The following is a 25,401-nucleotide window of genomic DNA, read 5'->3' as shown; positions in this document are numbered from 1 at the left end:
CGCCCGTCCAGTCGCTCTGGCGGGTTCAGTTTTCGATGCGGATGGGCGCCTGGCTGCCGTCTCCTCCGACGGAGGAAAGCATGCGCGTCGGCAAAAGGATCAGCAGCGAGGCGGCGTCGCCGGCGTCGTTGACCACCGTCGCCGTCTGCTGGTTCTGCGCCGCGCTGTCAAAAGTCTGCCGCAACGCGTCGCTGCGCACCATCTCGATCAATGCCTGCGATCCGGCGAATGTCTCGTGGCCACCGCCATCGAGATCGGAGACATCGAGCACGATGATGCCCCGTTCCTGCAGGAACGCAGCCGTCTCGCTCTGGCCGACCCTCGGATGGCCGCCGCGCAGGGTGCTCGAGAGATTCAGCGCCCTGTCGTTATCTGAGACAAGCACCGCGAATTCCCGCGGCCTGTTCGGACCGATATCGGTGATCACGGCATCGAAGACATCGATATCGACATCCGGAGCCGCCAGCACCACTGTGTCGATCCCGGTCAGCGTGCGCCGGTCGCCGGCGGTCACCAGCGAACGCAAAGCCTGCACGGTGACGAGCGAACCCATTGAATGGGCGAACACGGTCACGTGCTCCGCGCGTGTCGAAACCGCAAGCCGCAGCACGTCGACCAGCCCGTCCTGCGCGAAGATGGCGCTGTCGCGGTCATAGACATAACCCTCGGGCCGGCTGGCCGACGGCCATGAATAGTTGAGCGCAACCACCTGCGCGCCGAAGTCGGTAAGCATCTGCGTCTGGCGGAACACGCCGCTCGGAAAACTGTTGTTGAAGCCGTGCACGAAGACGAAGAGCTCCCGTTCGCCGGCCGGAAGCCGGCCGAGTTCCCGGTTGAGATCGCGTCGCAGGGCCGCTTCGCCGGCGATGCTTCGCCGGTTGACCAGGGTGAAGTGCTTTGCCGGGTCGGGTTCCGTGGTCGCGCTCTCGACCCTTCCGGGCCGGTGTCCCTTCGGAATACCGACTTCGAGCTCCACATAGCTGAGCGCCTTGGACCGTTCCTCTGAGAACATCTGCGCCGGATCGCCGCTCGCCTTGCGGCTTGTCGCCGCGAACACGGTCTTGACCGCGGCCACCTCGGAGGCGTCCACATGTTTGGTGTTGAAGACGGCGGGGTCGCTCACGCAGCCCGAGACCAGGACCGAAAGCAGTATCACCAGTGCCGGAAGAAACCTTGGAGCGGTGAAGGCGGTCATGGTTGCGATCTACATCCCGGCGGGTATCAAACAAAACACTGTCTTCGAGATTGCACACGCCGCCCGCGAAATCAATGCACACCGGCAATGCGGCGTTGCCAAAGCCGCCGCGACCACCGAATATGCGTCCATGGGGGAATCCGTTGAACTGCCGCTATGGCTCGTGATGCTTGCCGGGGTTCTGGCGCTGGTCGGTCTGGTCGACCGGCTGCTGATCACAACCAAAATGTGAGATCGAAGGATGTTGCAGAGCATATTAGTTGTCATCTGCCTCATCGCTGCCGTATTGGTCGCCGAAAAATATTTAATTAAATCAAAAGCTAAAGGGAATTTTCTTAACAGAGAAATTCGGAAATTCGCTGACATGGTTAGAGCACAGTTCGCTGTCGTGCGGTTCCTTTCACCGCTGATCATTGCTTTGATAATCATTTTCTTTGTGGTGCGGTGCATCGGGCCAAGCGACCCCATGTAGTCGGATATGCGTAATAGCTGCCGCTCCAACAACACACGCCGTTGCCAAACGCGCGCCGCCAGCCGAATATGCGCCCCATGGGGGAATCCGTTGAACTGCCGCTGTGGCTCGTGGTGCTTGCCGGGGTTCTGGCGCTGGTCGGACTGGTCGACCGGCTGCTGACACCGTCGGTGCGCTGGTATCTGCACCGGCGCGCCAACCGCGCAATCGACGAGCTCAACACGCGCCTGAAGCTGAAGATCAGGCCGTTCCGCACCACCGGCCGGAGCATCGTCGTCGACCGCGTCGCGCATGATCCGGATGTGCTCGCCGCCGCCGAGGAATATGCGCGCGAGGAAGGCATGCCGGTCGAAGTCGCCATCGACACCGCCGAGCGCTATGCCCGCGAGATCGTGCCGGCCTTCAACGCCTATGTCTATTTCCGCATCGGCACCCGCCTTGCCCGCTGGCTATCGACCGCGCTCTACCGGGTCCGCCTTGGCTATTCCGATTCCGAGGCATTGTCCGCGGTCCCCGCCGACGCCTCGGTCGTCTTCGTCATGAACCACCGCTCCAATATGGATTATGTGCTTGTCACCTACCTCGCCTCGGCCACGTCCGCGCTGTCCTACGCGGTGGGCGAGTGGGCGCGACTGCCGGTGCTGCAGACGCTGATCCGCGCGACCGGCGCCTATTTCATCCGCCGCAACGCCCGCAACCGGCTCTACCGGCGCGTGCTGGCAAGCTATGTGCGCATGGCGACGGAATCGGGCGTCACCCAGGCAATCTTCCCCGAGGGCGGCCTGTCGCGTGACGGCAAGCTGCGGCCGGTCAAGCTCGGGCTCCTGTCCTACATATTGTCGGCCAGGGAAAATGCCCCGTACGACACCGTCTTCATCCCGGTCGGACTCAACTACGATCGCGTTCTGGAGGACCGCTCGCTGATGGCCGCGGACGACGGCAGCGCTCCGCGCACCACCAGGCAGAAGACGGCAACGACGCTGGCTTTTCTCTGGAAGAACCTGCGCCTGCGCCTCGCCGGCCGCTGGCACCGCTTCGGCTATGCCAGCGTCTCCTTCGGCCGGCCCGTCTCGCTGACGGCTTTCCTCAAAGAAAGGGATGTGACCCACTGGGCGGCGCTCGACGAAGCGGAGCACGCGGCACTGACGCTGGAACTCGGCGAATTGCTGATGGCGGATGTCGGCAAGCTGATTCCCGCCCTGCCCGTCTCGCTGGTTGCGCTGGCGCTCGATGAGGCCGGCGGTGAAAAGCTGGACCGGCTGGCTCTGAAGGCGCGTGTCGACGCATTGATCGACCGGCTGATCGAGGCCGGTGCCCATGTGCACATTGCCCATGACGATCGGGATTACGAGGTTTCCGTCGGCCTGCGCATGCTCACCCTGCGCCGGATCGTCACCGAGGATGCCGACGGCATGCTGCACATCGCACCCGGCGACGCCCCGCTGGTTGCCTATTACGCCAACGCCGTCCGGCATCTGGCTTGAACCGGACTAATCTCGGACTGTACTGCAGCAACCTCTGTTTACGTTAATTTGCAATAATACAAACACCGGTTGCACAACTTAAAAATTCACTGTTACCTGTCGGCAAGCAGTTATTACTGCAAACCAGATGCAGCGAGCCGCCAGGTCGGATGGCTTGGCAAATGGGCTCCTGCACGGCCTAAGGGGGAACTCATGGACAAAATGAGCGCCACAGCGATCGGCATTGCCATGATCGCAACGACCGCCATTACCGGATGCACAACGACCGGACCAAAGGGCGAGACACTTTCGGCACGGCAAATCAGGTCGGAAATTATCGGTACGGAGTTCTCGTACTTTGCGGGCGCCTATTCCGGCAGGCTGAAATACAAATCCAACGGCGTCATGAACTACAGCGCAGCCGGCAGAGCATACGGTGGCACCTGGAGGATGGACGGCGACCAGATGTGCACTGTTCTCGGAAGTTCCTTTCGCGCCGGACGGGAAGACTGTTTCCACTGGTATCGGACGGCGCCGGGGGAATACAGGACCGGATTCGGCTACAAGGTCTGGAAGGATTGACCCAGCCGGAAGTCACGACGGTTACCGCACGACGCCGCGAAGCCGCTCGACGATATCGGGGTTCGCCATTTCCCACGCCTTGAAGCGCTCGTAACCCTTTAGGGAAATCATGTAGCGTTCCGCCAGGGGCCGCCCCCGCATGTCTTCGATTTCGTTTGACGTCAGAAACCGCATTTTCACGGCCTCCTGATACTGCCCGCACTCGGTAATCTGCTGACGCGTCAGCGGCCCCTGCTCCGCCAGCAGGTTGCAAACGTAGAGCGCCCCGATCAAGTTCAGCATTTCCGGCATGGTTCGCGCATCCCGTCCTGTTCCACGGATTGAGAAGCCGGCTTCTTGTTTTTCGGCACGTAACGGATGCCGACGGCCGTTATTCGCCCGCCAGCACCTGGCCTGGGGCATGGCTTGCGGTTCCACGAACCTTAGCACGCGGTAAGCCGGCCTGGAAAACACTGGCCTGGTGGACCGATCATGGCTTCCATGAAAAAGCGTCCGTGCTAATGTCGCCGCCATGTCGCCCACGATCCGCGTGTTTTTGACGGCCGTTCTGCTCTTCGCGCTCGCAGGCTGCGAGAGCATCTCCTACTATTCCCAGTCGCTGGGCGGTCATCTGAGCCTCGTCAATGCCGGCCGGCCGGTCGATCGCCTGATTGACGATCCGGAGAGCGGGCCGGACCTCAGGGCCCAGCTCGGCGAAGCCCGCGCCATCCGCGCCTTCGCCTCAGAGCGCCTGGCCCTTCCCGACAACAGGAGCTACCGGTCCTATGTCGATACCGGGCGCGAATATGTCACCTGGGCCGTGTTCGCGACCCCGGAACTGTCGCTCGAGGTGCGCACCTGGTGTTTTCCGGTCGTCGGATGCGTGCCCTATCGCGGTTATTTTTCGAGGGAAGAGGCGTTCGAATACGCGCAGGGACTGGCCGACCAGGGCGACGACGTCTATGTCGCCGGCATCCCGGCCTATTCAACGCTCGGATGGACCAGCGATCCGCTATTGAACACCATGTTTCTGCGCGGCGAGACCTACCTCGCCAGCGTCATTTTCCACGAGCTTTCCCACCAGGTCGTCTACGTGCAGGGAGACAGCGCCTTCAACGAGGCGTTTGCCGTTTCCGTAGAAGACAGCGGCACGGTCCTGTGGCTTGAGCACAAGGGCGATACGGCCGCGCTCAGGCGTTATCGCCTGAGCCAACAACGCAATGCGGATTTCCAGGCGCTGATCGCGGAAACCCGTGAGGAACTCCACCGCATCTACACGGGCGGCGGCTCCGACGCGGACAAGCGCGCCCGAAAAGCCGCCGCCATCGAGCGGCTGCGTGCCCGCTACCGGCGCTTGAAGGCACGCAAGTGGGGCGGCTACAACGGCTACGACGCCTGGTTCAACGATCCGATAAACAACGCGAAGCTCGCGACCATCGCGGTCTACAACGAGCTGGAGCCCGCGTTCTCGCGCCTTCTCGAACTGTGCGATGGCGACTACCAGCGCTACTACGGCGCCGTCGAACGCATCGCCCGGCTTGGAAGCGACCGCCGCGTCCAGGCGCTGGAACGCGCGACGCGCTGCGAGAGATGAGCCGCCTCATCATCAGACCCGCGACGCCGTCGGATGCAGAGGAAATCGCGCGCATCCACAGGTCCGCCCGGTCGGCTGCCATGCCGTGGCTTCCCGATCTGCATTCGCCGGAGGAGGATTTCCGGTTCTTTGCGCACAACGTCCTGCCCGGCCAGGCGGTCAGCGTGGCCGAATTCGACGGCGCGCCTGCCGGCTTTATTGCCGTCAACGACGGCTGGATCCATCATCTATACGTGGCGCCGGCGTATTGGCGCCGGGAAATCGGCACGCGATTGATTCAGCACGCGATGCGCGATGCATCGTCGCTGCAGCTCTGGACGTTCCAGAACAACCGGGCGGCCCGCAAATTCTATGCGAAGTTCGGTTTCGAGGAAGTGGAATTCACCGACGGATCGGGAAACGAGGAGCGGATGCCGGACGTTCGAATGGTCTGGAAGTAGCCGGTGCCGCAAACGAAAAGGGCCACCCGAAAGGGTGGCCCCGCATTTTTCGTGTTCGGAAGGGACCGAACGCGGTCACCAGGTGACCCGTATCCGGTTTTCAGGCTGTGCTAGGAGGCTGCTCCTTCGCAGTACCCATAAACACTGTCCCAACGCGACACGTTAAAACGCTAGACATTGGACCACCTCCTTCCGTTGAATTGAACCTGACGGCCTTATACGCGGATTCCCGCCGCTGGTCCACCCGGACCACGCCCACCGCGGTTTGTGCGCCGCGCCTGTGGCGCTTTCCATTTTGCCGGCAATCGGATTAGTGTGGCGCAGTCGATCAAATGCCGGGGGTTCCCATATGATCATGTATTCTCGCGAACTAACGGTGAACTGGGGTGAATCGGACCCGTTCGGCCTGGTCTACTTCCCGCTCATGCTGGCCTGGTTCAACGACACGGAGCACGAACTCCTGCGCGCCATCGGCTTCCCGACGAACAGGATGATCGCCGAAAACCGCAGCGCCTTCGTCATGGGCGACGTGCACTTCAAGTTCATCGGCCCGGCGGCCTATGGCGACCGCGTCCGCACCGTCATCCAGCTTTCCAAGATGACACGCTCGACCTTGCACTGGGATTGCCGGGCCGAGCATTCCTCATCCGGCGACCTGATCACAATGGGCCGCGCCATCCGCATTCACGCCCAGATCCAAGAAGACGGCAACATCAAGTCGATCCCGATTCCCGAAGACATCAAGGACGCGCTGTCGAAGCCCGGCGCCCTCGTCGACATGGACAGCGGACACCCGCAGTCGGACTAGATCGGACTGGTTCACCGGTAAATCGCGTCAATGCGCCGCCCGTGTGCCGCGCACAGGCGGTGTCCGGCCCCGATTCCGTGCTAATGCGGGCAGAACGCATCAGGAGACGACAATGGCGAAATCCAATGCCTATAAGGGCCTTTCGACAACCGCGATCCACGCCGGGGAAGGCCCGGATCCGGCGACCGGCGCCTCGGCGCCCAACATTGTCATGTCGTCGACCTATGTTGCCGACGAGGTGGCCGGCTTTTCCGCGCATGATCTGACCGACGACAGCCCCTTCATCTACGGGCGCTGGGCGAACCCGTCGGTGCGTTCCCTCGAGGACAAGATCGCGGCGCTCGAGGGAACCGAGGCGTGCCTGTGCCTCGCCTCGGGCATGGCCGCGGCCAGCGCCATATTCCTCACCGTTCTTTCGGCCGGCGACCATGTCATCGTCTCGGATGTCTCCTATGCAGGCGTCGCCGAACTCGCACGGGACACGCTTCCGCGGCTCGGCATTGCCGTTTCGCTGATCGACATGACCGATCTCGACGCGGTCGCCGGGGCCGTTCGGCCGAACACGCGGTTGATCCATACCGAGACCCCGGCCAATCCGATCATGCGGCTGACCGACCTGGCGGCGATCTCCCGGATTGCCCGCGACGCGAACGCGAAGCACTCCTGCGATGCCACGTTCGCCTCGCCCATCGGTCAGCGGTCAGCCGAGCTCGGCGTCGACTATGTGATGCATTCGATCACCAAATATATAGGCGGCCACGGAGACGCCATCGGCGGCGCCGTCTGCGGGCGCGCCGAGGACATCAAGGCGCTGACCGTCGAGGCCGCCATCCACCATGGCGGCATCCTGTCGCCCTTCAATGCCTGGCTGATCGCCCGCGGCACCTCGACATTACCGCTGCGCATGCGCGCCCATCAGGAAGGCGCCATGGCGGTTGCGGCTTGGCTTGAGGATCACCCGAAGGTGAAGCGTGTCCTCTATCCGGGCCTTGCCAGCCATCCGCAGCATGAGCTCGCGGTGCGCCAGATGAACAATTTCTCCGCCATGATGGCCTTCCAGGTCGGCGATGCGAAAGCCGGCGACGCGCTCGCCGCGCGCATGGCCAATGAGTTGCAGGTGATCCACCACGCCGTCTCGCTCGGCCATCACCGCTCGCTCATCTGGTGGCTGCCGACTGACGGCATGATGGAAACGTCCTTCCGGCTGTCGGGAAAACAGTTCGCGCGCTACCGCGACTATGCCGGCGACGGCATCTTCCGCCTGTCGGTCGGCCTCGAGGACGCCGAGGACTTGATCGCGGACCTGGACCGGGTGCTGGGCTGATACGTCCTGTCACACACCCCGCCAAGCCCTGATCAGCCGGAAATTCGCTTCCTTGTTGATCGAGCAGGCGATCGTGTGGACCGGATTGGTCTTGTCGTCGCCGCCGAGCGTCTCGTTGAGTGCCTTGCCCTTGTCCGCCAGGTCGTTGTAGTTGGCGATATACTGCGAGGCATTTCGTATGCCCAGCTTGCGTAGTTTTTCGACTGTTGTATCACCCTTGTCCGCTTTTCCGTGTTTGGTGCCGAGCACACTGTACAGGATCGCCTGATCGACCCATGAGACCAGCCTTTCCGGCGGGATCTGGGTGCGCAGCATGACGTCGACCACGTCGACCGTCGCCATGTTGCCGACATTCTCGACGTCCTCCTCCTCCAGCCGCGCCGCGTGCCAGATGGTCAAGCCGTCGAGCTGGCTAAGCGGCTGGTCCTGGTCTGTCTCGGGCACAGCGACGGAGACGATCTTCGCTTTGGTGAACATCGCCTTGATGACCTGCCAGAGGACCTGCGGGAAAAAGCCAATGACGAAGGCGAGGACCAGCAGGAACGCCGGCCACTGATACTGGTTGCTCGACTGCGCGAGATTGGTCGCGATATTGGCATATGCGTTGGTTTCGCTGCCGAACGATCCCAGTATCTGCAGGCACAGGGCCGCCACCCAAACCGCGATCACGGAAAGCACGATGCGCACGGCGAAAGCCATGAAGGCGTTGGGGCTGAGGTCGCGGATGACGAAACGCCGGAAAAGCATCTGGATGCCGAAGAAATAGGCGCCGAAGAAGGCGAAATTGACCGGTGTCAGTTCGAGCGTCAGCCGGAAGTCTTCGGGGTTTGGCGTTCCGCCCGCGCCGCTGGTTGCAGCGGGAACCCAGGCCGGGTGGATCGACAGCATCCAGCCGACACCCGACAGGATGGTGACGAGGCCGATGGGGATGACGAGGTTGGCCTGGAAGATGTCGGCGATCCGCACCTGGCTTTCCGGCATGAAGATGCCGCCGTCCCCGGTGCCGGTCCGCTTGTCGGCTCCGCCCTTGTCGGAGGCCTGTCGCGGCTGCGACGCCTCGATGAGAGACGTCGCGAAACTGCGCAGATTGCGGCCGTCGTCAAAGCGCAATTGCCCGTACATCGCCTCGAAGCGCTGCAGATAGCCCTCGATGCGAAGCTGCCTTTCGCGGTTGGATTCGTGGCGCAGTGCCCGTCCAGCCTCGCCGTTCTCCTCCTGCTGCTCCCTGTCCGGATCATAGATCAGGCGGGGCTCGTAGAGCGAGAAATGGCCCAGATTGCCGATGAACTCGTTGAGAATGCCCAGCCGGCGCGAGCGCAGGAAGAGGTAATAGGTGGCCGCCGGAAGAATGCACACGACGGTGATGAACGTCGATTCGATGACATATTTCTGCTTGATCGGGTCGAGGAAAGTGATGCTGCCGAGCGCGATGATGATCAGCGGAATCGCGCCGAAAACCAGCACGAAATTCCTGGTGTTCTCCGACCATTGCGGAAACTTCTTCTCCGCCGCATTGACCGCCACGCCCAGAAGGGCAAATGCCGCCGTGCCGATTATGACGGTCAGCCAGTTGTCGCCCCAGAACGTGCGCGCGTTCCAGGCGTCGAAGAGCGCCCCAACCCGTGGATGACGAAAAACCAGAAACCGAGTCCGGCAATGATGATGAAGATCATCGTCAGCGCCCCCGGTTCGTCCTGAGCACTGATCTTCGCCTTCAGTTCCGTCGCTTCAATGGCTTGCGGACTATCCGGGAATTCCTCGATGACGCGCTCGCAGAGTTCTTTCGATTCAACCCGGTTGCCGCGCGTGAAGGCCGCCGTGGCGGCGCGCATGATATCGGCCGCCGTATTCAGGGTCGTCTTTTCGGTTGCCTCTTGTGTTCCGGCGCCCGTGCCGGTCTCATCTGTTACGCTTGTTGTTCCGTCGCCCGTGCCGGATTTACTCGGTTTTTTCGCATCCATCACACGCTCTCCGGTTGCCGCATGGAAATCTAACCGGCAAACGGAATATTACCAAGGTCGCGTGGCGCACCTTAGTTAAAATATACTTTAGATATTGAAATCAACACATTGTTATTACTGAAAATATTCTCCAGGGAGAAATAGAAGAGTCCCTCGCTTGCCAGAGCGAGGGTATCTTTTTTCAGGTCCGGCTATCGAGATCAGCCCATGGGGCCGCCATCCTTACGGGTGATGGCGATCACGGCCGAGCGCGGCACGGCGTCGCCGCCCTCGGGCCAATGGCTGCCGCCACGGTCACCCGGGTGCTGGATGCCGACAAACATGGTGCGCAGATCCGGGCTCCAGGTCAGGCCAGTGACTTCGCATTCCCTCGGGCCGACCAGGAAGCGGCGGATCTCGCCGGTCACCGGATCACCCGCAAGCATCTGGTTGTTGCCATGGCCGGCAAAGCCTTCCTCGTTGGAATAATTGCCGTCGGTCTGGATCCACAGGATACCGTTCGAGTCGAACTTCAGCCCGTCGGGCGAGTTGAACATGTTGTCCGCGTTGACGTTGTCCGAACCCCTGTTGGCGTCCTGGTGAACCGCCGGATTGCCGGCGAGCACGAAGAGATCCCAGGTAAAGTCCCTGGACGTATGGTCGCCGTCCTTCGGGCGCCAGCGCACGATCTGGCCGTAGTTGTTGGCCTCGCGCGGATTGGGTCCGCCGACCGGTGTCGGATCGCCGCCGGCGTTCGGCTTGATGCCGCGGTTCTTGTTGTTGGTCAGTGCGCAGTAGACCTCGGCCGAATTCGGATTGGAGGTCACCCATTCCGGACGGTCCATCGTCGTTGCGCCCACGGCCGATCCGGCCTGGCGGGTATGCACACAGATCTCGGCCTTGCTGCCCATGCCCGTGGTTTCCGGTGTCAGGTCCAGCCACTGGCCGGTGCCGTCATCGGCGAACTTGGCGACGGAAAGCGTGCCGTTGTTCAGCAGATCTTCCGTCGACGCGCCCGGCGCGAAGACGCCGTCGGAGACGTAGCGATAGAGGAACTCGCCGCGCTCGTCGTCACCCATATAGACGACGATGCGGCCGTCATTGTTGACGACGGTCTCGGCGTTTTCGTGCTTGAAGCGGCCGAGCGCCGTGCGCTTTTTCGGTACTGCGTTCGGGTCGCGCGGATCGATCTCGACGATGTAGCCGGCCCGGTTCGGTTCATTCGGATGCCTGGAGACGTCGAAGCGCTCGTCCACGCTGGCCCAGCCGTAACCCCGGTCTTTCGCCGACACGCCGTAGCGCTTGAGCTCGGGGGAAACCTGGTGATTTTCATCCACGGCGGAGAAGTAGCCGTTGAAGTTCTCCTCGCAGGTCAGGTAGGTGCCCCAGGGCGTGGAGCCGTTGCCGCAATTGTTCCAGGTGCCGAGTGACTTCGTACCCGTCGGGTCGGCGGCCGTCTTCAGAAGATCGTGACCCGATGCCGGTCCGGTGAGTTCCATCTCGGTATCCGGCGTAATACGGCGGTTGAACGGGCTGTCCTTGACGATGCTCCAGCCGCCGCTTTCGGGCCTGATCTCAACGACCGTCACGCCATGGGCCATCTTGCCCTTGTTGATGTCGTCGTCATTGACGGTCTCGCCTTCCTTGCGATTGCCCCAGATGATCCCGCGGTTGGTGTATTCATTGTTGACGACCAGCACCATCTTGTCGCCGACGGCGTAGACCTCCATGCCGTCGATATTGTCGCCGAACGCCGCCGCCTGGCTCTTGGCCGTGCCGCGCGTGGCAGGGTCGAACTCGGCCCCGTCGGACCACAGCGGATCGCCCCAGCGCACCAGCACCTCGGCGTTGTAGCCCTCGGGCACGGTGACTGTATCTTCGCTGTTGGCCGGAATCTGCGAAAATGCGAAACGGTCCGATGCGGCTCTTGCGCCGGCCGGAACCAGCGTTCCCCCGAGCAGCGCGAAGCTGCCGAAGGCGAGTGAGCCGCCGAGGAACCCGCGGCGTTCGATGGCGGCTTCGACGATGCGGTCGAAGTCGTTTTCTTCCGGACGCGGACTGACGATTTCGTCGAAATCGTCGAATGACAGGTTTTCGCTACGCGATGAAGACATGCGGGCTCCTCTCTGTTGGTCTACTCTATTCATGCCGATCCCGGCATCCGAGTTGCGGCGTGGTACTTTCCGCCGGCTCCTCCAGGGTATTGGGGGCATTTTTGCGCACAATTAGGGTCGGTCTCGTTACAGATTTACGACAGTTTTGCGACATAAGTTCATTCCCGGCGACAGAATAGCCCATGAGGTTGGGGTTGTGGCCGTTGAACTATCTTTGAATTGGTGAACCGGGCGCTTTGCCATAGGCTGATCTCCCATGATCAAGACCCTGCCCGTCATGCTGGTTTTGCTGATGCTGTGGCCCGCGGCCGCTTCGGCACAGGTTGAAACCGATCTGGAACTGGTGCTGCTGGCAGATGCGACCGGTTCGATCGACGACGCCGAGATCCTCTTCCAGCGCCGCGGCTATGCCGAGGCGATCACCAGCCAGCAGGTCCTCAACGCCATTGCCAACAACGCGCTGGGGAGCATAGCCGTAACCTATGTCGAATGGGGCAATGATGTCTGGCAGGACGTGGTCGTCGAGTGGACATTGGTGGACGGCGCGGACTCGGCACAGTCCTTTGCCGATAAGCTGATGGCCGCGCCACGCCGGGCGCGTGGCCGCAATGCCATCGGCTCGGCGCTTCTGTTCGGCAAGGCGTTGATCGAGGAGAATGATTTTGCCGGCCTGAGGCGGGTCATCGACCTGTCGGCCGACAGCGCCAACAACTGGAACGGACCGCCGATCGGTTTTGCCCGGCAGCAGGTGCTGGATGCCGGGATCGTGATCAACGGCCTTGCCATCCTGTGCCGACAGTGCAGCGGCCGTCCGGTCAGCTACGACCTGGAAGCCGCGTTCGCTGAGCGCATCATCGGCGGCCCGGGTTCGTTCATAATTACGGCGGAAAACGCCGCTAATTTCGCCGTTGCGGTACGGCGCAAGCTGGTGCTGGAAATCGGCGACACCGCTCCGGCCTCGCGCTACGCGCTAAGGAACAATGCCCCCGATACATTGCAACAGGGAGAGCGGCAATGACATTACAGACGCAAGCAAAACGATTGACGGCAGCGGATTTCGACCAGGAACTCCTCGATCTTTACGACTTCTACGCCCACGGGCTGATCACCAAACGCGAATTCCTCGACCGGGCCGGAAAATTCGCCGTCGGCGGCGTAACCGCCCTGGCGCTGCTGCGGACTCTGAGCCCGGACTACGCGCTGGCCCAGCAGGTCGCAGCGGATGATCCCGCGATCAGCACCGAATACGTCACCTACGACTCGCCGGAAGGCAACGGCGCCGTGCGCGGCTATCTCGTCAGGCCCGCCGATGCAACCGGTCCGCTTCCGGCCGTGCTGGTCGTCCATGAGAACCGCGGTCTCAATCCCTATATCGAGGATGTCGCCCGCCGCCTGGGCAAGGCCGGCTTCATGGCGCTCGCACCCGACGGGCTGACATCCGTCGGCGGATACCCCGGCAACGATGACGAAGGCCGGGCGCTGCAGCGGACCGTCGACCGGGAAAAGCTGATGAACGACTTTTTCGCCGGCTACGAATACCTCGTGGCCCGCGACGACAGCACGGGAAAGGTCGGCTGCGTCGGCTTCTGCTACGGTGGCGGGGTATGCAACGCGCTCGCCGTTGCCTATCCCGAGCTCTCGGCCTCGGTCCCATTTTACGGGCGCCAGCCACGCCCCGAGGACGTTGCGCGCATCCAGGCGCCGCTGCTGCTCCACTACGGCGAACTCGACCAGCGCATCAACGAGGGCTGGCCTGCCTACGAGGAAGCGCTCAAGGCGAACGGCAAGGAATACACCGCCCATTTCTACCCCGGCGCCAATCACGGCTTCCACAACGATACGACGCCGCGATACGACAATGATGCGGCCTCGCTGGCTGAGGAACGGACGATCGCGTTCTTCAGAGAGCATCTGAACTGACCCGGGGAGCGGCGGCGCATCAGGGCGGCGTCGCCACCAACACGACGATCTCTTTCACTCTGCCGTCGCGGTATTGGGAGAAAAAATCACGCGACGGATCGCGGTGCATGCCGATGCGGCGCGCGACCGCTTGCGATCGCTCGTTGTCCGGCGACGTCATAGCGATCACTTCCGTCAGCCCGGCGCGCGAAAAGGCGTCGCCCAGGGCCGCATGCGCCGCCTCCGGCGCATAGCCGTGGCCCCAGGCATGCCGGTTCAGCCGCCAGCCGATTTCGTCATGATCGCCGAGCGGATGCGGTCCGCGTCTCGGCATGACGCCGACGTAACCCAGAAACGTTCCGGAACGGTCCTCGACGGCCCAGCGGCTGAAACCGAATTCGTCGAGGGCCGCCAGGTACCGGTTGTACTTCCTGTCGCTGTGCGCGCGGCCGATCGGCCCGCCGAGATCGGCCATGACGACCGGGTCCGCATTCAAGGCGGCAAAGGCATCCCGGTCCGCGTCGCGCCACCAGCGCAACCTGAGCCGTGGGGTTTCGATCAGTGATTTTTCTGCAATCATTTTTCACTCCGCCCTTGCCGCCGCTGGTTTCACTCAACCTGCCCGGGATGTGCCTCCGCCCAGTCGGCAAGCAGTTCCGCCATGTCTTCGACGCCACAGAGGTCGATCTCCGATTGCCTTAGCACCGCGCCCTTTGCAAGCACCAGCCGCGCGCACGCCAGGTGATCGCGGCTGGCCCGCGCCGGGCAGAATTCCGCACCGTGGATAATCGTGCCGAGCAGGTCGCCGCCGTAATCGTTCTTGTGATTGTGGTCCGGATCAAGCGTCAGAAGCCATTCTACCGCGTCCGCATGCCCCTCCCAGCCGGCAACATGGATTGCTGTCATACCCATCTCATCGGTCCAATTCGGATCGATGCCGATCGCCTGAAGACGTTTGATGTGATCAAGCCGTCCGTCCATGCCGATCATGCGCGTCATGATCCGTCGCGATTCCGCCGTCAGCGCTTTCGGATCGACGCGCGAGGCAGTCCCGCCGTCTGCCGCATCGGCGAGTACGGCCTCGGCAGCGTCGAGCCTGGTCGCCTGACCGGCCCCGTCGATGACCCTGGCCACTGCGTGGTTTCCGAACATGCGCGCGAATGCATAGGCCGAATGACCATTGAAGCGCGCTGTGCCGTCCGCCCCGTGGTCGATCAGCAGTTGGGCGATTTCCCCGCTGCACATGCGCCGTGCCGCCTGATGCAGGGCATAGACAGTCATCATCGGTTGTCCCGAGGGATGAGGCGTAATGCCTTCATTGGGATCGGCGCCGCCCTCGAGGAGCAATTTCACGGCCTCAAGGTCGTTGAAGTCGAGTGCCCGCGGCAGCGCGTTCGTGCCGTCCGCGACGGCGCCATGCTTCAGGAGCAGCTTCAGCCCCTCGTGATGACCGAGTTCGGTCGAGTGATAGAGCGACTCGTTGTCGTTGGGATCGGCGCCGTTTTCCAAAAGCCATTGCGCCAGCCGCATATTGTCACCGTGGCCGAGCGCGCCGTAGAGGGCTGAGAGCCGGTGCTCGGCGCCGGGTTCGAACGGGTAGCTGTCATTGACATCGGCACCGCCGCGCAACAGTGCGTCCGCAATGGCGATCATATCGTCGGCGCGCGCAGGCTCGGCATGGATGTGTTTGGAAAAGGCAAGATGCAGGATGGGGCTTCTGATCCCGACCTGGCGGGTCGCCGCCTCCGGATCTTCGGCAAGCACGGCGTCCACGGCCGCGCGGTCGTAGAGCGCCACCTTAAGCCCGAAATTGGCGCTCCCAAGATCCGGATCCGCCTGGAGCAGCGCCTTCGTCACCCAGTGCTGTCCGTGATAGAGCGCGATCCTGAGCCGCTCGGCCTTCTGCTCGCGGTTCATTTTCGCGGTTTCAGCGGCAAGCTTGAGCCGCGGCCAGCTCTGATAGCCCTGCTCGCGTGCGATCACGTGCAGCGCCTGGGCGTGCTTGAGCGCCTCTGCATCCGGCAGAACGGCTCGCGTACGGGTGATCGCCTCTCGATCGCCCGCCGCATGGCTGCGTTTGAGTTGCTTTGCCTGACGGCGCAGATAGTCGATTGAATGGTTCATCGGTTCCCTCGCTTGGCCCGTCGATCCGCTGTTCGAGCCCGAGTTGACCGATTGAAGAGGTCAGTGTCTTGCGAGGTGCCGATACGGCTTTCCGCGGATCCGGATGCCGCCCCGAGCGGCAGCCGCAGACTAAGCGAAACGCTCCGGGCGGGCAAGCCGCACCTTCCCTATTTTCCTCCGTCGAGCACGCTGAAGATGCCGCTGGCCCTGGCGATGCGTTTGTCGCCGACATGCGCATAGGTATTGGCGAAGGCGACCATGCGGCCGACCTTTTGAACATCGGTCCTGAAGACCACCCAGTCGCCGAGCCTGGCGCTGCCGGCGAAGTCGATCGTGATGCTGGTTGTAACCATCGGCCTGTTGCCGTCGGGGAAATCGCCGGCGCTGTAGCCGAGTGCGATATCGGCGGCGGTGCTGAGCATGCCGCCATGCACGAACCCTCTCGAGTTGCAGTGTTTTTCCTCGGCGCGGAAAGCAACGAGAAGTCCCTCGTCCGATTGGCGGTAATAGAGCGGACCGACCATGTCGATATAGGGGCTGCTGCGGGATATGACCTGAAAGCCGGCAGGTATGTCGTCGGACATGGAGGTTCCTTCGCTGCTCGGGAAAAGAAAGGAGCGCCGACGAAGGTCGGCGCGCCCATTATTCTCCGGATCGACGAAACGTTGCAAGCCGCTGCCTCGGTCAGGTGCGGCCGGCGATGCCTACCACCACTTTTCCGCAGCGAAATGGCCGGCCGCCTGTTCGACGATGTGAGCCAGCCGGAAGAGCGTTTCTTCCTCGAACGGTTTGCCGATGAGCTGCAGGCCGAGCGGCAGGCCGTGGTCGTCGAGACCGGCCGGCACGGCAATGCCAGGAAGGCCGGCCATGTTGACGGTCACGGTGAAGATGTCGTTGAGATACATCTTGACCGGGTCGGCCGCCATGTCCTGGTCGGCAATGCCGAAGGCCGCCGACGGTGTTGCCGGCGTCAGGATCGCGTCGACGCCCGCATCGAAGACGGTCTCGAAGTCGCGCTTGATCAGCGTGCGGACTTTCTGCGCCCGCAGGTAATAGGCGTCGTAATAGCCGGCCGAAAGCACATAGGTTCCGATCATGACCCGGCGCTTGACCTCGGGCCCGAAGCCCTCAGCACGGGTCTTTTCATACATCTCGACAATGTCGCCGCCAGGCTCGCGCAGGCCGTAACGCACACCGTCGTACCGTGCCAGGTTGGACGACGCCTCGGCAGGCGCGACGATGTAGTAGGCCGGCAGGGCATATTTCGTGTGCGGCAGGGAGATCGGCACGATTTCCGCGCCCGCGTCCTTCATCCAGCCGATGCCCTTCTGCCACAGCGTCTCGATCTCGTCCGGCATGCCGTCCATGCGGTATTCTTCCGGGATGCCGATGCGCATGCCCTTGACCGATTGCCCGATCGCCGCCTCGTAATCGGGCACCGGCATGTCGACCGATGTGGTGTCCTTCGGGTCGCTCGAAGCCATGGACTTGAGCAGGATTGCCGAGTCCCGGACGTCGCGGGTGATGGGCCCAGCCTGATCGAGCGACGAGGCGAAGGCGACGACGCCCCAGCGCGAGCAGCGTCCGTAGGTCGGTTTGAATCCGACGGTTCCCGTAAACGCCGCGGGCTGACGGATCGAGCCGCCGGTGTCGGTTGCGGTCGCCCCGGCGCAAAGATGTGCGGCAACGGCAGCGGCCGAGCCGCCGGACGAGCCGCCGGGCACCAGCGCCTTGTTGTTGTCCTTGCCGCGCCAGGGATTGGTGACGGGTCCGTAGTAGGACGTCTCGTTAGACGATCCCATGGCGAATTCGTCCATGTTCAGCTTGCCGAGCATGACGGCTCCGTCGGCCCACAGGTTGGACGTCACCGTCGATTCGTAGCGCGGCTTGAAGCCGTCGAGGATGTGGCTGCAGGCCTGCGTATGCACGCCCTCGGTTCCGAAAAGGTCCTTGATGCCGAGCGGAATTCCCTCGAGCGCCCCGCCCTCACCCTTGTCGAGCCGCGCATCGGATCGCGCGGCCTGGCCTTTGGCATGCTCGCCGGTCACCGCCACATAGGCATTGAGGGCCGGGTTTGCCGCCTCGATCGCGTTCAAGTATGCGTCGGTCAGTTCAACGGACGTTATGTCCCTGTTTTTCAGCTTGTCCCGCGCGTCCGCGATGGTCAGGCGTGTCAGTTCGCTCATGTTTGTCTGGTCACTTTTCAGGCAACGGGCTTGTCCGGCCTCAGCCGGCGCATTCGGGTATCGGCGGTGCCGGTACTATTCGACGACCTTCGGGACGAGGAAGAAATTCTCGTCGCTTTCCGGCGCGTTGGCGACGATATCGGCCGCCTTGCCGCCGTCATTGACGACGTCCTGGCGCTTTTTCATCGGCATCGGCATGACCGACGTCATCGGCTCGACGCCGTCCACGTCCACCTCGTTCAATTGTTCGACGAAGCCCAGGATGGTATTGAGCTCGCCTTCCATTTTGGCCGCCTCCTCATCGCTGACAGCGATGCGGGCAAGGTGGGCAACGCGTTTGACGGTTGCAAGATCGACTGACATCAGGGTCAACTCCGGACGATGGATATTCAGCCCGTGGCTATAAACGCGCCTTGACGGAAGGGCAAGAGCATCCCGCCCTTCCGGTTCGCCGGCCTTAGACGTCAAGCACCCCGCCGACTTCCGGTGTTTGCACCAGCCCGGCGTCGCTTTCCATTGCGGCGATGAATTTGTCGGCCGTCTGGTCGATGATCGGAAATGTGCCGAAATGGCACGGGATGACGTTCGAGAACTTGAAATAACGTCGGCAGGCGAGCGCCGCCACGGCTCCGCCCATGGTGAACCGGTCGCCGATCGGCACGATCCCGATATCCGGCTGATGCAGTTCGTGGATGAGTGCCATGTCGGAAAAGATGTCGGTGTCGCCCATATGAAGCAGCGTCGGCTCGTCATCGATGTGCAAGACAACGCCGTTGGCGTTGCCCAGGCAGTGCGAAACGCCGTCGCTGGTGATGTGCGCCGAGGAATGCAGCGCGTTGACGTAGGTCACGGTAAACCCGTCATGGCCGACGGTGCCGCCGGTATTGGTCGGATCCAGTTTCTCGACGCCGCCATGGTGTCCGAGCCACATGGCCAGATCGTAATTGGCGATCACGGTCGCGCCGGTCTCCTTTGCGATATCCGCCGTGTCGCCGACATGATCGCCGTGACCATGGGTCAGGACGATATGGGTAACGCCCTTTGCCGCCGCCGCCCTGTCCTGCCCCTCGAAACTCGGATTGCCCGAAAAGAAGGGATCGATCAGGATGGTCGCCTTCGCGGTCTCCAGCCGAAACGCCGAATGTCCCAACCACTGGATTTTCATCAGTTCGCCTCACAAATCACTATGTAACTGGCGACAGCTTATGGGTTGACAGCGCCGGTGAAAAGCACCAACCCGACCAAAAAGGGATCGCAAAGCATGGGTGTAAAGTCGCTGCAAGAGCTCGCTGAAGACCTGCCGGAGGGCATGGTGCTCGCTGGACTCGATCTCGGGACCAAAACAATCGGCATCGCCGTCAGCGATCTCGGCCTGTCGCTCGCGACGCCACGCGAAGTGCTGCGACGCACGCGCTTCACGAAGGACGCCGACAAGCTGCTGGAACTCCTCGAGGCCGAACGGGTCGGAGGCTGCGTGATCGGACTGCCTGTCAACATGGACGGCAGCCACGGGCCGCGGGCTCAGGCGACCAGGGCTTTCGTGCGGAACCTGGAGGCGCGAACCGATCTCGGCTTTGCGTTTTGGGACGAGCGTCTTTCGACCGTGGCCGCCGAGCGCGCGCTTCTGGAGATGGATGTTTCGCGCAAGAAGCGTGCGCAGCGCATTGACGCCGCTGCGGCTGCCTTCATCCTTCAGGGTGCCCTGGACAGGCTCTCTTCGCTTTCGACGGGCAATTCGGAATAGACGGCCTCGACAGACGGCTCGGCTTCGACGGGCCACCGGCTCTGGACCCAGGCGATGATCTGCCGGCGCCAGCGGAAACAGGCGATACCGAGCACGATCAGGCTGTCCACGATAATGGCTTTGAGAAGCAGCGGCGGAATTGAGTCCGGCGGCATGCCCAGCATATCGCCATAGACCTGGAACACCAGGTCATGGACCTGCCGTGACAGCATGATAAATCCGAAATTGATGTCGTGATAGGAAAGACCGTACCACGACCCGATGAGCGCGACCGGCACAAACCACAATATCAAGAACCACTTCATGCGGCCTGCCCCCTTGCGAAAAGCCCCGTACATGGCAGGGCGGCATTGCTTATTCTCTGAAGCCGCCGCGGGCGCCTATCAGGGCACACGCGGTTAATAAAATTTGGAGCCTTTTGTATCCCGGCGCAACGTAAACCATTTGTTAAGGTTAATATTCACAGGCCCCGAAAACGGCCGGCGCTTGTGCACGCGGCGCACCGGCGCTAAGAGAAGGCACCCCTTCCGGCCGCGATTTTCCCGATGTTACCGATATTTGAGAGTATTCTGCCCATATTCCTGATTGTCCTTCTGGGTGTGATCCTGAAGCGGCTGCCGATTGTCGACCGCAATGTCTGGCACGGGCTCGAGGAAGTCGGCTTCTACGTTCTTTTTCCGGCACTGCTGTTTCTAACGCTCTACCGCGCCGACTTCAGCGGCCTGGAACTGACCGAGGTCAGCATCGGCACCTTCGTCACGCTGGCGATCATGTTCGCGCTTATGCTGGCGCTTTGGCCGATCATGAACAGGAGCGGCGTATCGGGCGCCGCCTATTCGACGGTCTTTCAAACCGCGACGCGGTGGAATGGCTTTGTTGCCCTGGCCATCGCCAACAAGCTCTTTGGCGAAACGGGCCTGGCGCTGACGGCGCTGGTGATGGCGCTCATCATCATCCCGATCAATCTGGGCAATGTCCTGATGTTGGCCTGGTTTGCCAGCCCCAACCGCGATTTGAAACAGCTTGGGTGGCGGCTGTTGACCAACCCGCTCATCATCTCCAGCGCCCTCGGACTTGTGTTCAACTACTTCTCGTTTCCGATCTATGCGCCCATCGAGCAGACGGTCGATCTGGTCGCCAGCGCCGCACTGGGAATGGGGCTTCTGATGGTCGGCGCGGGCCTGCGCATCCGCGACACCGTCAGGCCGAAACCGCTGGCCATCCTGCCGGTCTTCCTCAAGCTGATTCTGTACCCGCTGGCGCTCACCGTCATCTGCTGGCTCGCCGGAGCACGCGGCGACGAACTGGTGATCCTGGCGATCTGCGGCAGCGTTCCAACGGCCATGAACGGCTACCTCCTCGCCCGGCAGATGGGCGGCGACGCGACGCTCTACGCGACCGTCGCGACCCTTCAGACCGCGGCAGCCTTCTTCACGATACCGCTGGTCATCTACGCCGCCCGCTATTTCGCTTCCGGATAAAGCAGGGAAACGATCTGTCCGGCATCGAAACGCATGTCCAGCATGCCGTAGGTCGTTCGCCAAGCGCCGGCGAGACGCGATTCCGCGAAGGCATCCGCGATCCGTCCGGCACCCATTCTGTAGAGTTCGGCCGCAGCCGCAGAATAGGCAAGCTGCTCCGCGAGCAGTCGCGCGGCACTCTCATCGCGCTGGCACAGCGCGGTGGCCGCTGTCAGGACATCGACGGTGCGCTTCGAGAACGGTCCGAGATCGGCCGCTATCGTCGTAACCACGGCCTCGAGCTGGCGCGGGTCGGCGCTGAGCGTCCGCAACAGGTCGAGCGCCATGACGTTGCCCGACCCCTCCCAGATGGCATTGACCGGCGCCTCGCGATAGTGGCGCGCCAGCGCGCGCTCCTCGACATAGCCCGCGCCGCCCATGCTCTCCATGGCCTCGTAGATGAGCGCCGGCGCCATCTTGCAGATCCAGTATTTGATCACCGGCGTCATGACCCGCGCATAGGACGCCTCCTGTTCGTCATTGCCGGAATTGTCGAAGGCACGCGCCAGCCGCAGGACGAGCGCCGTCGCGGCAGCGACATCGAGCGCCATGTCCGCCTGCACCCGGGCCATCAGCGGCTGATCCGTCAATGCCTTGCCGAACACCTTGCGCTGCCTGCAGAAATGCACGGCCTCGGCCAGCGAGGCGCGCATGATGCCGGCCGACGCCAGCGCGCAGTCAAGGCGAGTCAGCGTCACCATCTCCAGGATCGTGCGCACGCCCTTTCCCGGCTCGCCGAGCAGGTAACCGTAGGAATTGGCGAACTCCACTTCGCTCGACGCGTTCGAGCGGTTGCCAAGCTTGTCCTTGAGCCTTTGGAACTGCAGGCCGTTCGCCTTGCCGTCCTCCAGGTATCGCGGCACCAGGAAGCAGCCGAGTCCCTCGGGCATCTGCGCGAGCATCAGGAACGCATCGCTCATCGGTGCAGACATGAACCACTTGTGCCCGGTCAGCCGGTAGACCCCCTCACCCGCCTTTTCGGCCCGGCTGGTATTGGCGCGCACATCCGTGCCGCCCTGTTTTTCCGTCATGCCCATACCGATCGTCACGGCATTCTTCGAGGCAACGGGCCGCTGCGAGGAATCGTAATTGCGCGTCAGCACCTTCGGCGCCCAGATCTGGTAGACGGCAGGGTTGACCCGAATGGACGCCAGCGAGGCGTTGGTCATCGTGATCGGGCACAGATGGCCGCTCTCGAGACCCGCGGTCATGAAGAACTTGATGGCCCGTACCTGCTGCGCGATGCCCTTTTCCTCCGGCCGGCCCTCCCAGATCGAACAATGGAGGCCGTTGCCGCAGGATCGCCGCATCAGCGCATGATAGGCGGGATGGAAATCCACCTGGTCGATACGGTGTCCGGCCGCGTCGAAGGTGCGGAGCTGCGGTGTCGATTCATTTGCGATGCGCGCCAGGTCCTGGGCCTCGGGCGAAGTGACGAAGCGCCCGAGCGCCGAAAACTCGTCGCGCACCTTCTTCGGCATCTGACTCGCAACCTCGTAAAGCATCGGATCGGACTGGTAGGCGTTGATGCCCGAATACGGCATCGGCTGGTTGAGAACCTCGTGCGTCGCGCGGTTCACGGTCGGCTTGGACATATGTGTCATGTTCCTGCTGGGGCTTCCCCCGGTTCTTTGCGGCAAGGCGGTCGTTTGATTCGGCCCGAACGCATCCCGCAATGCGGACTGGTAATAGGATGGGGATCATCCACACCCGGTGTGTCGTTTTCTTGCCCATTTCGACTATGACGCCTATAGAAGCGCCAAACAGCAAAATTTGCGAGTACTATCCATGGTTTTTCCCCATCGCCACCTGCTTGGCATAAACGGGCTTTCGGAACTGGATATCTCGTTTCTTCTCGACAAGGCGGACGAAGCTGTCAAGCTCAGCAGGCAGCGCGAGAAAAAAACCTCGACGCTGCGCGGCCTCACCCAGATCAACCTGTTTTTCGAGGCATCGACCCGCACCCAGGCCTCCTTCGAACTCGCCGGCAAGCGCCTCGGAGCCGATGTCATGAACATGTCGGTCGGCAACTCGTCGGTCAAGAAAGGCGAAACCCTCATCGACACGGCGATGACACTGAACGCCATGCACCCCGACATCCTTGTCGTGCGGCACTCCTCGGCCGGCGCGACCGCGCTGCTTGCCCAGAAGGTTGACTGCTCCGTGGTCAACGCAGGCGACGGCGCACACGAGCATCCGACACAGGCACTTCTCGACGCGCTGACCATCAGACGGGAAAAGGGATCCATCGCGGGGCTCACCGTCGCCATTTGCGGCGACATCCTGCACAGCCGGGTCGCGCGCTCGAACATGATCCTGCTCGGCGCCCTCGGTGCACGGCTGCGTGTCATAGCGCCCTCGACACTGCTGCCTTCCGGCATCGAGCGGATGGGTGTCGAGGTCTTCCACAACATGGAGGACGGCCTGCGCGACGCCGATGTCGTCATGATGCTGCGCCTGCAGCGCGAACGCATGTCCGGCTCCTTTGTGCCGTCCGTGCGCGAATATTTCCGGTTTTTCGGCCTCGACGCCAGCAAACTCGCGCTCGCGAAGCCAGATGCGCTGGTCATGCATCCGGGCCCGATGAACCGGGGCGTCGAGATCGCCTCGGAAATCGCCGACGGCCCGCAAAGTGTCATCGAGGCACAGGTCGAGATGGGCGTCGCGGTCCGCATGGCCGTCATGGAGGCCCTGTTGCTCTCCGGGAACGGAGGGCCGGCGCTATGACCGCAATTGCATTGAAGAATGCCCGTATCATCGATCCTTCGCAGGATTTGGACGAGAAAGGCGCGGTTCTGGTCAAGGGCGACCGTATCGCGGCCTTGGGCGACGTCGACATCCCGGCGGGCGCGCGCCAGATCGACTGCGGCGGAAAAATCATCATTCCCGGCCTTGTCGACGCGCGGGTGTTCGTCGGCGAACCGGGCGCCGAGCACCGCGAAACGATCGCATCCGTCAGTCAGGCGGCGGCGGCGGGCGGCGTTACGTCCCTGATCATGATGCCGGACACCGCGCCGCCGATCGACGATGTCGCGCTGGTCGAGTTCGTCATGCGCACGGCGCGCGAGCAGGCCTGCGTGCATGTCTATCCGTCGGCGGCCATGACCAAGGCGCTGAAGGGCACGGAACTGACTGAGTTCGGCCTTCTGCGCCATGCCGGCGCCGTCATGCTGACCGACGGCCGGGCATCCGTCGGCAACACGCTGGTCTTGCGGCGTGCCATGACATATGCCCGCGATTTCGGACTGGTGTTGGCCTGCGAGACCCAGGATCCCTACCTCGCCGCGCAGGGCGTGATGAACGAAGGCCTGTTTGCAAGCTGGCTCGGCCTTGAGGGCATACCACGCGAGGCGGAGATCATACCCCTGGAACGCGACCTGCGGCTCGCCCGGCTGACCGGCGCGCGCTACCACGCCGCCAAGATCTCGACCTCCGATTCGGTCGAGGCGATCCGCACCGCCCGCGCCCGCGGTGCCGACGTGACCTGCGGCGTTTCGATCAATCATCTGTCGCTGAATGAAAACGATATCGGCGAGTACCGCACGTTTTTCCGCCTGTCACCGCCGCTGCGCAGCGAGGACGACCGCCAGGCCATGGTCGCGGCGCTCGCCAGTGGCGATATCGACATTATCGTGTCGTCCCACGACCCACAGGACGTGGACACCAAGCGCCTTCCCTTCGACGACGCCGCCGACGGCGCCATCGGCCTGGAAACCCTGTTGGCGGCAGCGCTGCGCCTTCATCACAACGGTGACGTTCCCCTCATGCGGCTCATCGACGCGATGTCGACGCGTCCGGCAAACATATTCGGTCTTGAGGCGGGCTCGCTGAAAGCGGGCTGCCGGGCAGACCTTGCCATTGTCGATCCGGACGAGCCCTGGGTCGTCTCCAAGGACGATCTGCGCTCCCGGTCGAAGAACACGCCATTCGAGGATGCGCGGTTCCAGGGCCGCGTTTCGGCGACGATGGTCGCCGGCAGCTTTGTCTTCGGCGATCCGTAGGCATCGCCGGTGGATC

General features: G+C 62.7%; 26 protein-coding genes. 13 read left to right on the top strand and 13 right to left on the bottom strand.

The window, feature by feature from the left end:
* Window positions 1-25: 25 nt before the first annotated feature.
* Window positions 26-1,195: an alpha/beta fold hydrolase gene (locus E4M07_RS04545; protein ID WP_136657082.1), complete on the bottom strand. Its 1,170-nt coding sequence runs from the start codon at window positions 1,193-1,195 to the stop codon at window positions 26-28.
* Here E4M07_RS04545 and E4M07_RS04540 point away from each other — a divergent pair.
* The 3 genes from E4M07_RS04540 (at window position 1,194) to E4M07_RS04530 (ending at window position 3,712) form a co-directional block, all read left to right on the top strand.
* Entirely contained in the window at window positions 1,194-1,427 is a 234-nt protein-coding gene (locus E4M07_RS04540) for a hypothetical protein (RefSeq protein WP_136657081.1), read from the top strand. The genes E4M07_RS04545 and E4M07_RS04540 overlap by 2 nt on opposite strands.
* Before the next feature lie 317 nt (window positions 1,428-1,744).
* Window positions 1,745-3,151, top strand: a complete 1,407-nt coding sequence (locus tag E4M07_RS04535) for a 1-acyl-sn-glycerol-3-phosphate acyltransferase (RefSeq protein WP_136657080.1) — start codon at window positions 1,745-1,747, stop codon at window positions 3,149-3,151.
* 201 nt (window positions 3,152-3,352) lie between these two features.
* Window positions 3,353-3,712: a hypothetical protein gene (locus E4M07_RS04530; protein WP_136657079.1), complete on the top strand. Its 360-nt coding sequence runs from the start codon at window positions 3,353-3,355 to the stop codon at window positions 3,710-3,712.
* A gap of 21 nt (window positions 3,713-3,733) precedes the next feature.
* On the opposite strand, the gene E4M07_RS04525 is transcribed toward E4M07_RS04530, so the two are convergent.
* Window positions 3,734-4,003, bottom strand: a complete 270-nt coding sequence (locus tag E4M07_RS04525) for a hypothetical protein (RefSeq protein WP_136657078.1) — start codon at window positions 4,001-4,003, stop codon at window positions 3,734-3,736.
* A 220-nt stretch (window positions 4,004-4,223) separates the two neighbouring features.
* Here E4M07_RS04525 and E4M07_RS04520 point away from each other — a divergent pair, with 220 nt between their 5' ends.
* From E4M07_RS04520 to E4M07_RS04505, 4 genes are all read left to right on the top strand, one after another.
* Window positions 4,224-5,285, top strand: a complete 1,062-nt coding sequence (locus tag E4M07_RS04520) for an aminopeptidase (protein WP_136657077.1) — start codon at window positions 4,224-4,226, stop codon at window positions 5,283-5,285.
* Window positions 5,282-5,725 carry a GNAT family N-acetyltransferase gene (locus tag E4M07_RS04515; RefSeq protein WP_136657076.1) on the top strand — a complete coding sequence of 148 codons (444 nt, stop codon included), beginning with the start codon at window positions 5,282-5,284 and terminating at the stop codon, window positions 5,723-5,725. The genes E4M07_RS04520 and E4M07_RS04515 overlap by 4 nt, the downstream gene beginning before the upstream one ends.
* Before the next feature lie 349 nt (window positions 5,726-6,074).
* On the top strand, window positions 6,075-6,533 hold the full coding sequence (locus E4M07_RS04510; protein WP_136657075.1) for a thioesterase family protein: 459 nt from the start codon (window positions 6,075-6,077) through the stop codon (window positions 6,531-6,533).
* Window positions 6,534-6,645: 112 nt separating this feature from the next.
* Entirely contained in the window at window positions 6,646-7,857 is a 1,212-nt protein-coding gene (locus tag E4M07_RS04505; RefSeq protein WP_136657074.1) for an aminotransferase class I/II-fold pyridoxal phosphate-dependent enzyme, read from the top strand.
* Between the two features lie 9 nt (window positions 7,858-7,866).
* Here the strand turns inward: E4M07_RS04505 and E4M07_RS04500 are convergent, their stop codons facing one another.
* The 3 genes from E4M07_RS04500 to E4M07_RS04490 all read right to left on the bottom strand — a co-directional run bounded on the left by E4M07_RS04500 (window position 7,867) and on the right by E4M07_RS04490 (window position 11,911).
* Window positions 7,867-9,381 (bottom strand): hypothetical protein, encoded by a 1,515-nt coding sequence (locus E4M07_RS04500; protein WP_136657073.1) that lies wholly within the window; start codon window positions 9,379-9,381, stop codon window positions 7,867-7,869.
* Between the two features lie 38 nt (window positions 9,382-9,419).
* On the bottom strand, window positions 9,420-9,818 hold the full coding sequence (locus E4M07_RS04495) for a hypothetical protein (protein WP_136657072.1): 399 nt from the start codon (window positions 9,816-9,818) through the stop codon (window positions 9,420-9,422).
* A gap of 200 nt (window positions 9,819-10,018) precedes the next feature.
* Window positions 10,019-11,911 carry a PhoX family phosphatase gene (locus tag E4M07_RS04490; RefSeq protein ID WP_136657071.1) on the bottom strand — a complete coding sequence of 631 codons (1,893 nt, stop codon included), beginning with the start codon at window positions 11,909-11,911 and terminating at the stop codon, window positions 10,019-10,021.
* A gap of 256 nt (window positions 11,912-12,167) precedes the next feature.
* Here E4M07_RS04490 and E4M07_RS04485 point away from each other — a divergent pair, with 256 nt between their 5' ends.
* Window positions 12,168-12,929, top strand: coding sequence for a DUF1194 domain-containing protein (locus tag E4M07_RS04485; RefSeq protein ID WP_136657070.1), 762 nt, complete (start codon window positions 12,168-12,170; stop codon window positions 12,927-12,929).
* Entirely contained in the window at window positions 12,926-13,831 is a 906-nt protein-coding gene (yghX, locus tag E4M07_RS04480) for a YghX family hydrolase (protein ID WP_136657069.1), read from the top strand. The genes E4M07_RS04485 and yghX overlap by 4 nt, the downstream gene beginning before the upstream one ends.
* A gap of 19 nt (window positions 13,832-13,850) precedes the next feature.
* Here yghX and E4M07_RS04475 read toward each other — a convergent pair whose 3' ends face one another.
* The 6 genes from E4M07_RS04475 to E4M07_RS04450 form a co-directional block, all read right to left on the bottom strand.
* On the bottom strand, window positions 13,851-14,390 hold the full coding sequence (locus E4M07_RS04475) for a GNAT family N-acetyltransferase (RefSeq protein WP_136657068.1): 540 nt from the start codon (window positions 14,388-14,390) through the stop codon (window positions 13,851-13,853).
* Between the two features lie 29 nt (window positions 14,391-14,419).
* On the bottom strand, window positions 14,420-15,934 hold the full coding sequence (locus E4M07_RS04470) for an ankyrin repeat domain-containing protein (protein WP_136657067.1): 1,515 nt from the start codon (window positions 15,932-15,934) through the stop codon (window positions 14,420-14,422).
* A 167-nt stretch (window positions 15,935-16,101) separates the two neighbouring features.
* Window positions 16,102-16,518, bottom strand: coding sequence for a PaaI family thioesterase (locus E4M07_RS04465; RefSeq protein ID WP_136657066.1), 417 nt, complete (start codon window positions 16,516-16,518; stop codon window positions 16,102-16,104).
* 120 nt (window positions 16,519-16,638) lie between these two features.
* A complete protein-coding gene (gatA, locus tag E4M07_RS04460; RefSeq protein ID WP_136657065.1) occupies window positions 16,639-18,120 on the bottom strand; it encodes an Asp-tRNA(Asn)/Glu-tRNA(Gln) amidotransferase subunit GatA in 1,482 nt (493 codons plus the stop codon).
* Between the two features lie 75 nt (window positions 18,121-18,195).
* Complete coding sequence (gene gatC / locus E4M07_RS04455; RefSeq protein WP_136657064.1) at window positions 18,196-18,483, bottom strand: Asp-tRNA(Asn)/Glu-tRNA(Gln) amidotransferase subunit GatC; 288 nt, start codon at window positions 18,481-18,483, stop codon at window positions 18,196-18,198.
* Window positions 18,484-18,577: 94 nt separating this feature from the next.
* Window positions 18,578-19,285 (bottom strand): metal-dependent hydrolase, encoded by a 708-nt coding sequence (locus tag E4M07_RS04450; RefSeq protein ID WP_136657063.1) that lies wholly within the window; start codon window positions 19,283-19,285, stop codon window positions 18,578-18,580.
* Between the two features lie 96 nt (window positions 19,286-19,381).
* Between E4M07_RS04450 and ruvX the strand changes: the two genes are divergently transcribed.
* On the top strand, window positions 19,382-19,864 hold the full coding sequence (ruvX, locus tag E4M07_RS04445) for a Holliday junction resolvase RuvX (protein WP_136657062.1): 483 nt from the start codon (window positions 19,382-19,384) through the stop codon (window positions 19,862-19,864).
* Here the strand turns inward: ruvX and E4M07_RS04440 are convergent.
* Entirely contained in the window at window positions 19,813-20,169 is a 357-nt protein-coding gene (locus E4M07_RS04440) for a DUF6105 family protein (protein WP_136657061.1), read from the bottom strand. The two genes, ruvX and E4M07_RS04440, sit on opposite strands and share 52 nt — an antisense overlap.
* A 240-nt stretch (window positions 20,170-20,409) precedes the next feature.
* Here E4M07_RS04440 and E4M07_RS04435 point away from each other — a divergent pair, with 240 nt between their 5' ends.
* Window positions 20,410-21,345, top strand: coding sequence for an AEC family transporter (locus E4M07_RS04435; RefSeq protein ID WP_136657060.1), 936 nt, complete (start codon window positions 20,410-20,412; stop codon window positions 21,343-21,345).
* Here the strand turns inward: E4M07_RS04435 and E4M07_RS04430 are convergent.
* Entirely contained in the window at window positions 21,327-22,988 is a 1,662-nt protein-coding gene (locus tag E4M07_RS04430) for an acyl-CoA dehydrogenase family protein (RefSeq protein ID WP_169054076.1), read from the bottom strand. The two genes, E4M07_RS04435 and E4M07_RS04430, sit on opposite strands and share 19 nt — an antisense overlap.
* 184 nt (window positions 22,989-23,172) lie before the next feature.
* Between E4M07_RS04430 and E4M07_RS04425 the strand changes: the two genes are divergently transcribed.
* Together E4M07_RS04425 and E4M07_RS04420 are read left to right on the top strand one after the other, a co-directional pair.
* Complete coding sequence (locus E4M07_RS04425) at window positions 23,173-24,111, top strand: aspartate carbamoyltransferase catalytic subunit (RefSeq protein WP_136657058.1); 939 nt, start codon at window positions 23,173-23,175, stop codon at window positions 24,109-24,111.
* A complete protein-coding gene (locus E4M07_RS04420) occupies window positions 24,108-25,385 on the top strand; it encodes a dihydroorotase (RefSeq protein WP_136657057.1) in 1,278 nt (425 codons plus the stop codon). The genes E4M07_RS04425 and E4M07_RS04420 overlap by 4 nt, the downstream gene beginning before the upstream one ends.
* Window positions 25,386-25,401: the final 16 nt, after the last annotated feature.

The sequence above is a fragment of the Nitratireductor sp. XY-223 genome, assembly GCF_004959855.1.
Classification (GTDB): Bacteria; Pseudomonadota; Alphaproteobacteria; order Rhizobiales; family Rhizobiaceae; genus Hoeflea_A.
Note: the sequence above shows the minus strand (reverse complement) of the source record. Positions and strands in the feature narration are given on the sequence as shown.

What these genes read in the sequence shown, in the direction of transcription:
- E4M07_RS04540 (WP_136657081.1), top strand. Translation starts at nt 1,194, where the DNA reads ATGGTTGCGATCTACATCCCGGCGGGTATCAAACAAAACACTGTCTTC.
- E4M07_RS04545 (WP_136657082.1), bottom strand. Translation starts at nt 1,195, where the DNA reads ATGACCGCCTTCACCGCTCCAAGGTTTCTTCCGGCACTGGTGATACTG.
- E4M07_RS04535 (WP_136657080.1), top strand. Translation starts at nt 1,745, where the DNA reads ATGGGGGAATCCGTTGAACTGCCGCTGTGGCTCGTGGTGCTTGCCGGG.
- E4M07_RS04530 (WP_136657079.1), top strand. Translation starts at nt 3,353, where the DNA reads ATGAGCGCCACAGCGATCGGCATTGCCATGATCGCAACGACCGCCATT.
- E4M07_RS04525 (WP_136657078.1), bottom strand. Translation starts at nt 4,003, where the DNA reads ATGCCGGAAATGCTGAACTTGATCGGGGCGCTCTACGTTTGCAACCTG.
- E4M07_RS04520 (WP_136657077.1), top strand. Translation starts at nt 4,224, where the DNA reads ATGTCGCCCACGATCCGCGTGTTTTTGACGGCCGTTCTGCTCTTCGCG.
- E4M07_RS04515 (WP_136657076.1), top strand. Translation starts at nt 5,282, where the DNA reads ATGAGCCGCCTCATCATCAGACCCGCGACGCCGTCGGATGCAGAGGAA.
- E4M07_RS04510 (WP_136657075.1), top strand. Translation starts at nt 6,075, where the DNA reads ATGATCATGTATTCTCGCGAACTAACGGTGAACTGGGGTGAATCGGAC.
- E4M07_RS04505 (WP_136657074.1), top strand. Translation starts at nt 6,646, where the DNA reads ATGGCGAAATCCAATGCCTATAAGGGCCTTTCGACAACCGCGATCCAC.
- E4M07_RS04495 (WP_136657072.1), bottom strand. Translation starts at nt 9,818, where the DNA reads ATGGATGCGAAAAAACCGAGTAAATCCGGCACGGGCGACGGAACAACA.
- E4M07_RS04490 (WP_136657071.1), bottom strand. Translation starts at nt 11,911, where the DNA reads ATGTCTTCATCGCGTAGCGAAAACCTGTCATTCGACGATTTCGACGAA.
- E4M07_RS04485 (WP_136657070.1), top strand. Translation starts at nt 12,168, where the DNA reads ATGATCAAGACCCTGCCCGTCATGCTGGTTTTGCTGATGCTGTGGCCC.
- yghX (WP_136657069.1), top strand. Translation starts at nt 12,926, where the DNA reads ATGACATTACAGACGCAAGCAAAACGATTGACGGCAGCGGATTTCGAC.
- E4M07_RS04475 (WP_136657068.1), bottom strand. Translation starts at nt 14,390, where the DNA reads ATGATTGCAGAAAAATCACTGATCGAAACCCCACGGCTCAGGTTGCGC.
- E4M07_RS04470 (WP_136657067.1), bottom strand. Translation starts at nt 15,934, where the DNA reads ATGAACCATTCAATCGACTATCTGCGCCGTCAGGCAAAGCAACTCAAA.
- E4M07_RS04465 (WP_136657066.1), bottom strand. Translation starts at nt 16,518, where the DNA reads ATGTCCGACGACATACCTGCCGGCTTTCAGGTCATATCCCGCAGCAGC.
- gatA (WP_136657065.1), bottom strand. Translation starts at nt 18,120, where the DNA reads ATGAGCGAACTGACACGCCTGACCATCGCGGACGCGCGGGACAAGCTG.
- gatC (WP_136657064.1), bottom strand. Translation starts at nt 18,483, where the DNA reads ATGTCAGTCGATCTTGCAACCGTCAAACGCGTTGCCCACCTTGCCCGC.
- E4M07_RS04450 (WP_136657063.1), bottom strand. Translation starts at nt 19,285, where the DNA reads ATGAAAATCCAGTGGTTGGGACATTCGGCGTTTCGGCTGGAGACCGCG.
- ruvX (WP_136657062.1), top strand. Translation starts at nt 19,382, where the DNA reads ATGGGTGTAAAGTCGCTGCAAGAGCTCGCTGAAGACCTGCCGGAGGGC.
- E4M07_RS04440 (WP_136657061.1), bottom strand. Translation starts at nt 20,169, where the DNA reads ATGAAGTGGTTCTTGATATTGTGGTTTGTGCCGGTCGCGCTCATCGGG.
- E4M07_RS04435 (WP_136657060.1), top strand. Translation starts at nt 20,410, where the DNA reads ATGTTACCGATATTTGAGAGTATTCTGCCCATATTCCTGATTGTCCTT.
- E4M07_RS04430 (WP_169054076.1), bottom strand. Translation starts at nt 22,988, where the DNA reads ATGACACATATGTCCAAGCCGACCGTGAACCGCGCGACGCACGAGGTT.
- E4M07_RS04425 (WP_136657058.1), top strand. Translation starts at nt 23,173, where the DNA reads ATGGTTTTTCCCCATCGCCACCTGCTTGGCATAAACGGGCTTTCGGAA.
- E4M07_RS04420 (WP_136657057.1), top strand. Translation starts at nt 24,108, where the DNA reads ATGACCGCAATTGCATTGAAGAATGCCCGTATCATCGATCCTTCGCAG.